The 13,145-nt window shown below is 60.3% G+C and carries 9 protein-coding genes; 2 read left to right on the top strand and 7 right to left on the bottom strand.

The window, feature by feature from the left end; genetic code table 11:
• Positions 1 to 60 precede the first annotated feature (60 nt).
• The 7 genes from KSS96_RS25465 to ycaC form a co-directional block, all read right to left on the bottom strand.
• Positions 61 to 1,956, bottom strand: coding sequence for a TonB-dependent receptor domain-containing protein (locus KSS96_RS25465; RefSeq protein ID WP_217855453.1), 1,896 nt, complete (start codon positions 1,954 to 1,956; stop codon positions 61 to 63).
• An 80-nt stretch (positions 1,957 to 2,036) separates the two neighbouring features.
• Positions 2,037 to 3,935 (bottom strand): 1-deoxy-D-xylulose-5-phosphate synthase, encoded by a 1,899-nt coding sequence (dxs, locus tag KSS96_RS25460; RefSeq protein ID WP_068936637.1) that lies wholly within the window; start codon positions 3,933 to 3,935, stop codon positions 2,037 to 2,039.
• A 99-nt stretch (positions 3,936 to 4,034) separates the two neighbouring features.
• Positions 4,035 to 4,922 carry a (2E,6E)-farnesyl diphosphate synthase gene (gene ispA, locus KSS96_RS25455; RefSeq protein ID WP_017525996.1) on the bottom strand — a complete coding sequence of 296 codons (888 nt, stop codon included), beginning with the start codon at positions 4,920 to 4,922 and terminating at the stop codon, positions 4,035 to 4,037.
• Complete coding sequence (locus KSS96_RS25450) at positions 4,919 to 5,161, bottom strand: exodeoxyribonuclease VII small subunit (RefSeq protein WP_003176346.1); 243 nt, start codon at positions 5,159 to 5,161, stop codon at positions 4,919 to 4,921. Before KSS96_RS25450 ends, ispA begins: the two co-directional genes overlap by 4 nt.
• Before the next feature lie 322 nt (positions 5,162 to 5,483).
• The gene (locus KSS96_RS25445) at positions 5,484 to 5,906 is read right to left on the bottom strand and encodes an HAD family hydrolase (RefSeq protein ID WP_065879173.1); all 423 of its coding nucleotides are present in this window, start codon (positions 5,904 to 5,906) and stop codon (positions 5,484 to 5,486) included.
• Positions 5,903 to 10,468: an RHS repeat-associated core domain-containing protein gene (locus KSS96_RS25440; RefSeq protein WP_217855451.1), complete on the bottom strand. Its 4,566-nt coding sequence runs from the start codon at positions 10,466 to 10,468 to the stop codon at positions 5,903 to 5,905. Before KSS96_RS25440 ends, KSS96_RS25445 begins: the two co-directional genes overlap by 4 nt.
• 284 nt (positions 10,469 to 10,752) lie before the next feature.
• Positions 10,753 to 11,385: an isochorismate family cysteine hydrolase YcaC gene (ycaC, locus tag KSS96_RS25435; RefSeq protein ID WP_017528971.1), complete on the bottom strand. Its 633-nt coding sequence runs from the start codon at positions 11,383 to 11,385 to the stop codon at positions 10,753 to 10,755.
• 345 nt (positions 11,386 to 11,730) lie between these two features.
• Between ycaC and KSS96_RS25430 the strand changes: the two genes are divergently transcribed.
• Together KSS96_RS25430 and KSS96_RS25425 are read left to right on the top strand one after the other, a co-directional pair.
• Positions 11,731 to 12,195 (top strand): sigma factor-like helix-turn-helix DNA-binding protein, encoded by a 465-nt coding sequence (locus tag KSS96_RS25430; protein WP_241665023.1) that lies wholly within the window; start codon positions 11,731 to 11,733, stop codon positions 12,193 to 12,195.
• Positions 12,192 to 13,133: a FecR domain-containing protein gene (locus KSS96_RS25425; RefSeq protein WP_223271458.1), complete on the top strand. Its 942-nt coding sequence runs from the start codon at positions 12,192 to 12,194 to the stop codon at positions 13,131 to 13,133. The genes KSS96_RS25430 and KSS96_RS25425 overlap by 4 nt, the downstream gene beginning before the upstream one ends.
• The last annotated feature ends 12 nt before the right edge of the window (positions 13,134 to 13,145 follow it).

Here is a 13,145-nt window from a genome sequence, read left to right as displayed (position 1 = left end):
ATCAAAGCGGGTTACCTGAGCGACAACGAACCTATGCGCCAGGTCTATTGAGTCGAGTCGCTACAGGTGGGGCGTCCACGTGAGCCCCAACAGCCAGGTGCGGCCCTCTTCGCGGTAGTCGTGGTTGTTGGAAAAGTCCGCTGCGTCATAGCTGTAGCGGGCCCGCGCATAGCGGCGGTCCAGCAGGTTGTCGACTTTCAACGACACACTGACATCATGATTGATCGCCCAACTGCTGCGCAGACCGAGCAGCGCATAGCCGCCCAGACGGTTGCGGTTGTCTTCGTCGTCATAGTTGCGGCTGATTGCCTGCCAGTTGGCGCCCACCCCGAATCTGTCGAATTGCCGGTCCAGGTCCAGGCTCAACGTGCGCCGTGCGCGGCGGGCCAGGGTATGGCCGCTGTCGCGGTCACGCGGGTCGATGATCGAAAGCCCGAGGTTGCCCTGCCAGCCGAATAACGTCTGCTTAAGCGCCGCTTCAAAGCCATTGATGCGCGCCGACGCCACGTTCTGCGGCTTGCCGGAGCTGTCGAGGATAATCGCATCGCTCAAATCGGTGCGGTACAGCGAGGCTTCCAGCTGCGTGCTATCCGTCAGTTGACTGCGCCATTGCAGCTCGTAGCTTTTTGAGGTTTCGGGCAGCAGGTTGGGGTTGCTGTACTTCGTGTCCGGGTAATACAGGTCGTTGAAGGTCGGCGCGCGAAAGCCTTCGCTGTAGGTCAGCAGCAGGTCATTGTCGGGGTTGATTGGCAAGGTCAGGGTGCCGCTCCAGCTGTTCTGGCCACCGAACTGTTGGTTCTGGTCGCGGCGCAGGCCCAGTTCGGTGGAGAACCACTCGCTGTGGAAGCGGTGCTGCACAAATGCGGCGCGGTTCCAGCGGCTGTTTTCGCTGAAGGTGGTAGAGCCGTGGAAGCGGTCTTCGTACCAGTCGCCTCCAAGGATCAGGCGGTTTTGCTCGTCCAGCGTCACATCGTTTTGCCAGTTGACCGAGTCGCGGTAGGTGTTGAATACGCTGAATTCATCACTGAGCGTATCGCGCTTGGTGTCGCGGTTTTCGCTGTGGCCCAGTTCCAGGCGCGACTGCCAGCGCTCACTGAGCGTGGCGTCCAGATAGCCGCTGGCGCTGCTCACGGCGTAATCGGTGTAGGGCTTTTGCCCCAACGTCTGCCCGCTGGCGGCGTCATAGCGACCGAAGCTGTTGTCATACTCCGACTTGCCACGGTTATCCAGCAGGTTGAATCCCGCCTCCAATTCATCGCTGAACGAATGACTGAGGTTCAGGCTGATCGACTGGTTGCGATAGGCATCATGGTCGCCGTCGCTGGGGAAGGATCGGTGGGTTGAGTTGATACCGGCGGTGTCATCCAGGCTCGCCCCGAGGTTGAACCGCGTGCGTGCGTCGCCGCCCGACAGCCCCAGGCTGCGCTCCCAGGTCTGGCGGCTGCCAACACCCAGTTTCAGGCGCGGTTGCAGACCTTGTTCGGCGTTGCGCCGGGTGAACAGCTGGATCACCCCGCCGATTGCATCGCTGCCGTAGATCACCGAACGTGAGCCGCGCAGCACTTCCACACGCTCAATTTGGTCGACATTCAGGTATTGCAGGCCGCTGTCGCCGGACGTGGCGTTGGCGATGCGTTGGCCGTCCACCAGCACCAGGCTTTGGGCGGATTTGGTGCCGCGCAGGTAAATCCCCGGCAGGCTGCCGCGCCCGCCGGTGGGTGCCACTTGTACGCCGGGAACGCGGCTGAGCAGGTCGGCGAGGCTGGTGGGTTGCAGGCGGTCGATGTCGTCGCGGGTGAAGACGGTGTTGGCCGCACTGCTGTCATTGCGCGCCTGGACCTGGCGGTTGGCGCTGATGACCACATCGGGGAGTTTGAGGGCGGCGTCGCGGGTGTCGGCGAGCAGGTCGGGTGCGGGGAGAAGCAGCAGGGGCAGGGCGAGGCGCAGGCGGTTCATGGGTTGTACGTGGCTTTTAAAATTGACACAAAACCAAGGGTGGGAGGGGCAAGCCCCTCCCACCTTTCAGGTCCCGGTTTCTACAGGCCCAGCATCGCCATGCGCTCGCGCACCGAAGCCTCGATCCCTGCTTCATCCAGCCCACATTCCGCCAGCATCTGCGCCGGTTTGGCATGTTCGACATACACATCCGGCAAGCCCAGGTGCAGCACCGACTTGAGGATGTTTTCCCGCGCCAAAAACTCACTGACCGCCGCACCGGCACCGCCCATGATGGCGTTTTCTTCGACGGTCACCAGCAATTCATGGCTGCCGGCAATCTCACGAACCAGGGCTTCATCCAGCGGTTTGACGAAGCGCATGTCGACCACGGTTGCGTCGATCTTCTCGGCGACTTTCAGCGCTTCGGCCAATTGCACGCCGAACACCAGGAACGCGACCTTGCTGCCTTGGCGCCGCACGATGCCTTTGCCGATCTCGATTGGCTCCAGGTCTTTTTCGATTACGGCATTCGGGCCGTTGCCGCGCGGGTAGCGCACGGCGGCCGGGCCGTTGTACAGGTGACCGGTGCTGAGCATCTTGCGCAGTTCGTTTTCGTCGCTCGGCGTCATCACCAGCATGCCGGGGATGCAGCGCAGATAAGACAAATCGAAGCTGCCGGCGTGGGTCGGGCCGTCTTCGCCGACTAAACCGGCGCGGTCGATGGCGAACAGCACATCGAGGTTCTGCACCGCGACGTCATGTACCAACTGGTCATAGCCGCGCTGCAAGAACGTGGAGTAGATCGCCACCACCGGCTTGGCGCCCTCACAGGCCATGCCGGCGGCGAAGGTGACCGCGTGCTGCTCGGCAATGGCCACGTCGAAGTAGCGCAGCGGGAAACGCTCGCTGAACGCCACCAGGTCGGAGCCTTCCTTCATCGCCGGGGTGATGCCTACCAGGCGCGGGTCGGCGGCGGCCATGTCACACAGCCATTCGCCGAACACACCGGAATACTTTGGCCCGCTGGGCTTTTTCGGCGCGGCGGCGGGGGCGTCCAGTGGTTCGAGCTTGGTGATGGCGTGGTAACCAATTGGGTCGACTTCCGCCGGGGCGAAGCCTTTGCCCTTCTTGGTAACGATGTGCAGGAACTGTGGGCCCTTGAGGTCGCGCATATTGCGCAGCGTGGCGATCAGGGTGGGCAGGTCATGACCGTCGATCGGGCCGATGTAGTTCCAGCCCAGCTCCTCGAACAGCGTGCCGGGTACCAGCATGCCCTTGGCATATTCTTCGGTGCGCCGGGCAATTTCCCACGCACCGGGCAGGCGCGACAGCACTTTCTTGCTGCCTTCGCGCATGCTGGCGTAGGTACGGCTGGAGAGAATTTTTGCCAGGTAATTGGACAAGCCACCGACGTTGCGCGAAATCGACATGTCGTTGTCGTTGAGGATCACCAACATGTTGGCGTCCACTTCCGGCGCATGGTTCAGCGCTTCAAACGCCATGCCGGCGGTCAGCGCGCCATCACCGATCACTGCAATCGCCTTGCGATCGCTGTTTTGCAGACGGGCGGCAATCGCCATGCCCAGTGCTGCGCTGATCGAGGTGCTGGAGTGGCCGACGCCGAAGGTGTCGTATTCGCTCTCGGAGCGACGTGGGAAGGCGGCGACGCCGTCCTTCTGGCGCAGAGTGCCCATGCGCTCGCGGCGGCCGGTGAGGATTTTATGCGGATACGCCTGGTGGCCCACGTCCCACACCAGCCGGTCGTCCGGGGTGTCGAACACGTAATGCAAGGCGATCGTCAGCTCGATGACGCCCAGGCCCGCGCCGAAATGCCCACCGGTCTGGCCGACCGTGTAGAGCAATTCCAGGCGCAGTTCATCGGCCAGGGTTTCCAGCTCGGCTTCACCCAGTCGACGCAGGCCGTCCGGCATGGCAGCACGGTCGAGCAGGGGCGTGGACGGGCGCTTGCGGGGAATCTCTTGAAACGTCGTGGGCATCAGGCGAATCGTTATAGGTATAAGAAGAGGCGGCAGTTTACCTCAAGCATCGCAAACTGCCCACGCAGAGCACCGAAGTTGGCCGATATGCGGCCTTTATCAGTGGCGGCGTTCGACGATATACCGCGCCAGGTCACGCAATGGCTCGGCTGCCGCGTCGAATGGTCGCAGGGCGTCCAGGGCCTGATCGCGCAGTTCCAGGGCATAGGCCTTGGCGGCTTGCAGGCCGAGCAGTGCCGGATACGTCGGTTTATCCCGTGCGATATCGGCACCCTGGCGTTTGCCCAGGGTTGCGGTGTCACTTTCTACGTCGAGAATGTCGTCCTGCACCTGGAACGCCAGGCCGATGGCTCGGGAATAGGTCTGCAACGCCGCCAATTGGGCCGCGTCGGCACGACCACTGGCCAGGGCGCCCAACTGCACGGCGGCCTCGATCAGCGCGCCGGTCTTGTGGCGGTGCATGTGTTCGAGGGCGGTTTGATCCAACTTGAGGCTGACCGAGCCCATGTCGATCGCCTGCCCCCCGACCATGCCGGCCGGACCGGCGGCCAGGGCCAGGTCGGTGACCATGCGCAGACGGATCTCGGCGTTGACACTGCTCAGGCGCGGGTCCAGCAAGGCACTGAACGCCAGGCTTTGCAGGCCATCGCCGGCCAGAATCGCATAGGCTTCGTCAAAGGCTTTGTGGGTGGTCGGCTGGCCGCGACGCAGATCGTCATCGTCCATCGCCGGCAGATCGTCGTGCACCAGGGAATAGGCGTGAATCAACTCCACCGCACACGCCGCACCATTGGCCTGCTCGGCGGGCGCGCCCAGTGCTTCGCAGGCCGCATACGCCAGCAACGGGCGTACACGCTTGCCGCCATTCATCACGCTGTAGCGCATGGCCTCGTATAAACGCTTCATTTCCGGGCTTGGCGCAACAAACAAGGGCTCCAGCGCCGCATTCACCCGGGCTTGGCTACTGGCCTGGTACGCGTCGATCATTCCGGCTGTTCCGCATCGAAAGGTTCCTCGGCCAACTCGCCGTCACGCTCGAGCAACACCTGCACCTTTTGCTCGGCCTGCGCCAACGCGCTCTGGCAGTCACGGGTCAGGCCGATGCCTTGCTCAAACGCTGTCAGCGAGTCCTCCAGCGACAACTCGCCGTTCTCCAGACGCTCGACCAGGGTTTGCAGATCGGCGAGGGATTGTTCGAAATCGAGTGCAACTTTTTTGCGGGCCATGGCGGCTATTCCGGTAGACGGTAAACCGGCGCGACACTAGCAGACATGGGGGATGGGGGCAAATGAGTGGGGTGTCAGCGGTCCGCTGTATCGACCTGATAACGCGTGCTGCGGCGGTCTCTCAGGAAGCGGATGGGTTTGCTGGCAGGAATTGTCATGCTCATGGCGTGCCTTGACACGAGCTTTGGAAAGCGTCTAGCTATTGTTTTTTTTGTTTTGGTGTGCTGCAGTATTCTAACTTTTTCATGTTTCATGGTTGTTCAGATCTGCGACCATCTTTGTGGCTCAAGCCATGGGAGTGATTTAACAAGGGCCCGAATTTTTATTCTGAGACAAGATTAGCGAAGTTCAATTGTCCTTCGAATGAGATGCATGCAATCCATTCCAATGACTTAGATGTTATATAGGTGTGCTGTGGTATTTCTGAAAAAAATCTGAGTGCTTCTTCTAAGTCTTCGGAATGTATGATGTAAGCCTCATCACAAACCGAATCGCCTAAAATAACTATTTCGTCGGTTGCTACATTTTTTATTTCCTTGGCGAGTTGCGAATTCGCTGCGTGCGGAAGTTCATCCTCAAAGCTAATGCTCTTTTTTAATTTGCTCCAAGCGATTTTGCTTCCTGAGAAAGGTATGCGCTCATTGATTTCTCTAACGATAGAATTGTGGTTATTCACAGATAGAATATTAAAGGGGATGTTGTGGGCCTTAAGCTCTTTAATTAGCTCGTCATCAAAGTAACTCATTTTTTCGCGAACCTTTTAGTCAATTTGAATACGGTTTTTGGGCTGGCGTCAAAAAGGTAGTGTGGTCCTTTTTTCTTCGCAGACCAAACATTTATATGGGCGCCATTCTTATTGTCATGCTCAACCCGGTAACCAGTCTTACCGTCGGCTGTCTGCATTCCCACTGGCTCCCCTTTGCGTGGACCGAATCTTCTTGGAGTTGGCTTTTCTGCGCGGAAGTTATTTTCAAGCAGCCAATCTAGTGCTTTATTTGCGGCCTGTTCATATGTTGATGAGCGGATAGCGCCACTAGTCTCCGGGGAGGTGGGGCCATGTTTTTTCGCTAACGCTTCGTCTCTTTGTCCAGGGCACCTCCCGGAGACGCAAGTTAATCCCAACGGATCCACCCACCCCGTAGGATTGGGCGCGTACTGGTAGGCGTTGATCCCACCCGCCAGCTTCACCGGGTCTGGCGTCAGGTAACGACCAATATCCGGATTGTAGTAGCGATGGCGGTTGTAGTGCAGTCCGCTTTCCGGATCGAAGTATTGGCCTTGGAAACGCAGCGGGTTGTCGATTTTTCCTATGTCGAGGCGGCTGATTTGGCCGTAGGCGCGGTAGTGGGCGGACCAGACAATTTCGCCATCAGGAGCTGTGAGTTCCTGCGGCGTGCCGAGGTGGTCGAGTTGGTAGTGGTAGGGCTTGGTGTCTTGTGGGCCGAAGCCTTCCAGCAGCGCCAGCGGCCGAAAGCTGTCCGGTTCATAGATAAAACTGCGATGGCGATCCGCATGGTGTTCGGCGATCAGTTTGTCGCCTTGCCAGAAAAACTCGGTCGTTATGCCATCGACGGTTTTGCTGATGCGTCGCCCAAACGGGTCGTAGCGGTAACTCGCGGTTTGGCCGTTGGGCTGGGTGAGGCCGATCAAGCGATGCTGGCAGTCGTAGCGGTACTCGGTAACGAGTTGATGGCCCTTGCCGCGCCGTTCACGGATCAGGTTGCCGAAGGCGTCATAGTCGTAATGCCGGTCGCCCTGAATCATCAACCGATTGCCCGCCACAATGTCCGGGCCGGGGCGGTCGTGCATCAGTAGATTGCCGGCAGGGGTGTGGCCGAAGCGTTCTTGCAGGTCTTGCGAATGGTCGGCGCGGGTGAGGCGGGCTAGTGGGTCGTAGCGGTAGCGGTGTTCGCCCTTGCGGGTGTCGTTCAGGCGGGTGAGGTTGCCGGATTTGTCGTAATCGTAGTGGCGTTGGTAGAGGTGGTTTTCCTGTTGCGTGACGGTGTGGGCGTGCAGGCGGTGTTGGTCGTCGTAGTGGTAGTGGCTGAGGAGTTGACCTTGTTGGCGTTGGTGTTCTTGGCCGGATTTGAAGAGGTGCGAGGTCAGCGTTTCGCCATTCAACTCAACTGTCGCCAAATGACCACCTTTGGCGTGGTTGAACACCAGTCGGTTGTTGTCCGGCAGGCGTAAATGTTGAAGCTGGCCGCAGGCGTCATAGCCATAGCGTAAAGTGCCCCAGCCCTGATGCTCGGCGGTGAGGCGATTTTGGGCGTCGTCCTCGTAGGCCAGCGCCCAGTGGCCGTCGTCGACGCTGAGGAGGTTGCCCTGGCGGTCGTAGGTGTAATCGACCTTGTTGCCGTCGGGCAGGGTTTTTCGTACGAGTCGGCCGGCGTGGTCGCGCTGGTAAACGGTAACTAGCTGACGGCCATCGTCGCCGTGTTCGGTTTTTTCCTGCAGGTGGCCGTTAAGGTCGTAGACGTAGGCGGTGCGCTGGCCGTCAAAGCCGATTTCCTGCTGGATCAGGCCGTTGGGGTGGTAGTTGAGCCGGTAGGTTTCGCCGACTTCGTTTTCGATTTCGGTGAGCAACAGCCGAGCGTTGTCGTAGCGGTAGTTGACCTGGCTGCCATCGGCGTTGAGGCGGCGGCTGATCAGGTGCAGGCCGTCGGCGTATTCGTAGCGGGTGACGTGGCCGAGTTCGTCGCGTTCGGTGGTGATTTTTCCGTAGGGGTTGTAGCTGTATTCTCGCGTGGCACCGCCTGGCAACACGATGCGAATCAACCGGCCGACGCTGTCCCATTGGTATTGGGTCAGCGCGCCTTGTTCATCCTCGCGGGCAATCTGGCGGCCCAGATCATCGTAGCGATAGCGCTTGGCGCCGCCATTGGGCCGTTGTTCTTCAATGAGCTGACCGCGTTCATTCCACACCAGGCGGTGACAACTGTGGTCGGGATACCAAACCCCCGTCAGTTGCCCATATTTGTTGTAGCTGTAGTCCGTCACCTCACCATCGGGATCGGTCCTACGCGTTACGTCGCCCTGATCGTTACGCTCGTACTTCCAAACCGCCTCACCACGCCGCACCACCCGTACGAAGCCGTTGTCATGCTCGTAGGACGTCGGCGCGTCATCCCCCGGAAACACCGCCACCAAGCGTCCGGCATCGTCGTACTGATACGCCGTCACCGCCCCGAGCGGATCCTGCTCGACCGTCAGCCGGCCTTTGGCGTCGTAGGATTTGAAGTGCTGAGCGCCGTCCGGATCAATGCGCTGCACCAGCCGTGCGCGGTCATCGTGGACATACACTTCCTGACTGCCATCGGCGTTATGCACGACCACGCGGCCGTTGTCCTCCCAGACATACCGCGTATCCATCTGCGAAAAACTGGCCCAGTGCCGGACACACCGCGCCGCCTTGCCAGAGCGTTCCCATTCCCAGAAGAAACTCGCCCCGCCGGCCAAGCCCCGCTCCAGAATGACGTGCTGCTCGTCGTACCGATAAACCTCGCTTTCGCCGACGGCGTTGGTTGCCGAAAGCAGTCGTCCCGCGTCGTCATAGGCGTAGGAAACAACGTTCTGTTCCGTGATCCATTCGTAAGGCTCATACCCCTTGGCCCGCTGAACCTGGTAATCCACCGCCACCATGCGGCCCAGTTCATAGCGCAAACACAACGAGCGCCCGACGCCGTTATCCAGCCGTGCAATACGCCCCACCACATCCCGCGAAATCCGCAGGCGGTTGTCATACGCATCGCTGATCGAGACCAGCACCCCGTCACGAAAGTGATAAAACCGCGAGGCCTGGGCCAGCACTAACTCATCCGGCGAAGCCCCCAAATAGATCGCCGCTTCAGCCAGGCTGTTGGTGATCGCCGGTCGCGCCTCGGTCGGCAGTGGAAACTCAGTCGACCGGTTTTCATGGTCGGTCCACACCACCGAATCGCCCGAAACAGAAAGCCGCTGCGCCAGCGAATGACTCCAGCCAAACCCCAGCCCAACATCCACTTCCACCGCGCTGGTGCGGTACAAACGGGTCCACTCAAACGGCAATATCCCGTCTAAAACACCATCGGTGAGGGTGAGCAATTCCTCCCCAGTGACCATCGACACCGGGCAGCCATTGGTGACGGTCTTGTCCGCCGAAGCCGCCGCATCTCCGTTCGGGTTTTTCCCCGAAACAGGCGCATCGTCGACATGCTCTTTTTGCTTCAGCACCGCGTTCTGCCGCGCCCGCCAGCGCATCTGCAGCTTGCCTTGCTTCACCCCACCGACGACCCCGCGCACCGCCACCGCTTTGTAGCGACCCACCGCTTGCATGAACTTCGCAAGAATCGCCAGCACGCTCTGAACAAAACCAACGGCCTCCTTCACAATCTGCGCGCCGTACCTGGCCAGCCGCAGGCTCAGATACGCCACAGCCGCCGCTGGCAATGCGATGGTCAGCACCGCGCCAATCACAAGGTCAATCAGCAGCGACACCACAAACCCAGCGGCCACTTGCGCAATCTCACTGGGCGGCAATGCGTCCAACCAGATCATCGCCGTGCGCACCAGCAGAAACAGCGCCGCCTCGTCACTGGCGAGCAACATCGCCTGTTCCATGACCTTGGGCGCGTCGGTGGCGATTTGCGCCAATTTGGCGGCCTGATCACCGAGCTCTTCGACGTATTTAAGCGGGTCTTCAAGAACCGCCTGCACCCGCTTGACGCTGTCCCACACGTCCATGATCGCGGCCCAACTGCCCGCCAGCACGCCGCTGCCAATCGCACTCGCGGTGGACTGTTCCCAATAGGGCTTGAAGGTTCGCCACTGCTCGCGAAGCCACTGCTCCAGGTCCGCTGTCAGCCCGGCATAGGAGGCAAACAGTGCATCGACCTGTTCTGCCGACACGCCGCCCTGCACCCGCACTTGATAGCGCCCGCCGGCAGCGCAGTGGTGAGAGCCCTTGCCGTGCTCATCCAGCATGACTGGCGTGGAGCTGCCGTCATCCAGCCCGACCACCTCGACCGCAATCCCGCCAATCGGCACGTCATACAGCGACTCGAATTTGCTCTCGATCTTCAGCTCGCCGCCCGCACGGCAGCGGGCCACGGTGGAAAAATCCGCATCGGAAATACTTACCGAACGCTGCGAGTCCCCGACCCGCACCACCCGATCCATCCCCAACAAGGACGGTATATCTGCCGCGTGGCTCACCGAATCCAGCGCCCGCGAATACCAGGCGCCCATCTGCTGGCGATAAATCATCAGGCTCTGATGAAAGCCATCCAGCTCATGTTCGATAGAGGCAATGTGGGAGGCGTGTGTCATCCGTGACGTCTCGGCAGAGGGCAAGGCGTCGGAGTCTGCCGCAGCAAAAAGCGGCTGGATGAACGGTTGGAAAAGTCAGAATAGGCTGACGAGCAGGATGTAAAAGTCGGCGTCAACTGGTGGGCAAGGGCTACTTAAAATAGCGACATTGCACATAGGAAACAGGGCTTTCCAAGGTGGGAGGGGGGAGCGTTGTTCGGTCTGCGTTCAGATCTATGCAAGCCCTTGCATAGATGCGCAAAAGCCTGCTTTTCAGGGCAGGCTTATCGCGGATCTCGGCTGACTTACTTCTGATGAGCTGTCAGCGCCGCATACCCATTCATCAAGTTGCGATAGTTGGGAATGCGCTGGGACAACAGGTTGCCCAAGCCTTCGATATCGTTGCGCCAGTCGCGATGCAGCTCACACGCCACCGAGAACCAGTTCATCAACTGCGCACCGGCTTGCGTCATGCGGCTCCACGCGGCTTGCTGCACGGTGGTGTTGAACGTGCCGGAAGCATCCGTCACCACAAACACCTCAAACCCTTCCGCCAGCGCCGACAAGGTCGGGAACGCTACACACACATCGGTAACCACGCCGGCAATGATGATCTGTTTGCGGCCGGTGGCTTTGATCGCCTTGACGAAGTCTTCGTTGTCCCACGCGTTGATCTGGCCAGGGCGAGCGATGTAGGGCGCGTCCGGGAACATCTCTTTCAGCTCTGGTACCAGCGGGCCATTGGGGCCTTGTTCGAAGCTGGTGGTGAGGATCGTCGGCAGGTTGAAAAACTTGGCCAGGTCGGCCAGGGCCAGCACGTTGTTCTTGAACTCGTTGGGCGAGAAGTCCTGCACCAGGGAGATCAGGCCGGTCTGGTGGTCGACCAACAGAACTACGGCGTCGTCTTTGTTCAAGCGGTTATAGGTTGGAGCGCTCATGGTTGAATCCTTTTTTGTTTAGGTTGGTTGGGCGTTGCGTTCAACATGGGCATAGATTAATGGGTGAGCGAGGGGGGATAAATCGGCTGGTAGGTGTCTTACTGTCAACTTAAAAGCGACAATGTGCGTAAGCTGATGGTGTTGGCGTGGGCGAGGTGAATGAGCTGTTGTACAGGCATTGGCATCGATGACCAGTCGCTCCTGCACCGCCAAGCCCGGCCCACTCTTGCAATCAGGCTCCAATCACGCCACTATTGAGAATAGTTTTCATTAGCACGGACGCCTCCCGCTGTGTTTCCTACTCGCTCGGCAAACCAAGATCCCCGCCAGCAGGCGCTCCACCGCTTGTTCGGCGAGCACCACAGCTGGCTGCTCGAACGTCTGCGCCTGCGCCTGCACTGTCGTGAAGATGCTGCCGATATGGCCGCCGAAACCTTTGCCCAGGTTGTGGCGCTGCCGGATCCCCATGCCATTCGCGAGCCTCGGGCGTTGTTGAGCCTCATTGGCAAGCGGCTGATGTTCGCTCGCTGGCGACGCAATGATATCGAACGAGCCTATCTCGACGCCCTTACCTCTTTGCCCGAGCCGACCGTGCCTTCGCCCGAGGAACACTGGGTGGTGATGGAGGCGTTGATGGCGGTCGATCAGTTGCTCGATGGCTTGTCGTCCAAGGCCCGCGCGGCGTTTCTATATAGCCAGATTGATGGCCTGACTTACGCGCGCATCGCCGATGAGCTGGGAGTGTCGGTGACGCGGGTGCATCAGTACGTGGTGCAGGGACTGACTGCATGTTATCGAGCCGTTCCGTGACGACAGTGTCCGCAGCGGCGGCACAGGCGATCGAGTGGTATGCACGGCGTGCTTCGGGCGTGTTCACTGAGCAGGAGCAACAGCAATTGATGCTGTGGCTCGAAGCCGACCCTGGTCATCTGCATGCCTGGCAGACCTTGCAGCGGCAGTTGAGCCGTACGGTGGCACCGTTGGTGCAGCAGCAGGCCGCCGTCCATGCGCTGTGCGATGCCGGGCACAGTCGTCGACGTTTGCTGCGTGGCGCCCTCGGTCTGGGCGCGATGGCTGTCGGTGGGCAGTTGTTGACCATGCCGGGTGGGCCGTTACACGCACGTTTTCGCGCCGACCTGCGCACGTCAACGGCCCAACGCCGTAGTTTCACCCTCGAAGACGGTTCGACCTTGCAACTCAACGCCCAGAGTTCCGTCGACGTGAATTTCAACCCTCTGCAGCGTCACGTCCAGCTGTTACGCGGCGCGGCCCAGGCCCAGGTGCGAAGTGATCCGGCGCGGCCGTTTGTGCTGGCGTGCCCGTGGGGCGAGGTCTGGCTCGACAGTGGGCAGTGCCTGCTGGCGATGCAGGCCGGCCAGCCACAAGTGTGGGCACTGGAAGGTTCCTTGCAGTTGCGCACGCCCCATGACAGCCAACACCTCGCCGCCGGCGAGGGCCTGGCGTTCGATGGCCACCGCTGGCGGGACCTCCCGTCGCGTTATGTTGACGAGCGCAGTTGGACCAGAGGGATGCTCGAAGTGCATGACCAGTCTCTGGGCCAGGTGGTTGAGCACCTGGCGCCTTACCACCAAGGGCTGCTGCATGTTTCGCCAGCGGCGGCGGTGTTGCGGATTTCCGGGGTGTTCGCCCTGGATGACACGCGTGGCGCGCTGGCCGCGCTTAGGGATGTGCTGCCGTTGCGCATCGATAACTGGCTGGGCGTATGGACGCGAATCGAGCGTGTTTGAGTTTTTTTTCCC

It is taken from the genome of Pseudomonas asgharzadehiana (genome assembly GCF_019139815.1).
GTDB lineage: Bacteria > Pseudomonadota > Gammaproteobacteria > Pseudomonadales > Pseudomonadaceae > Aquipseudomonas > Aquipseudomonas asgharzadehiana.
The sequence above is the reverse complement of the archived record's forward strand: the minus strand, read 5'-3'. Positions and strand labels throughout refer to the sequence as shown.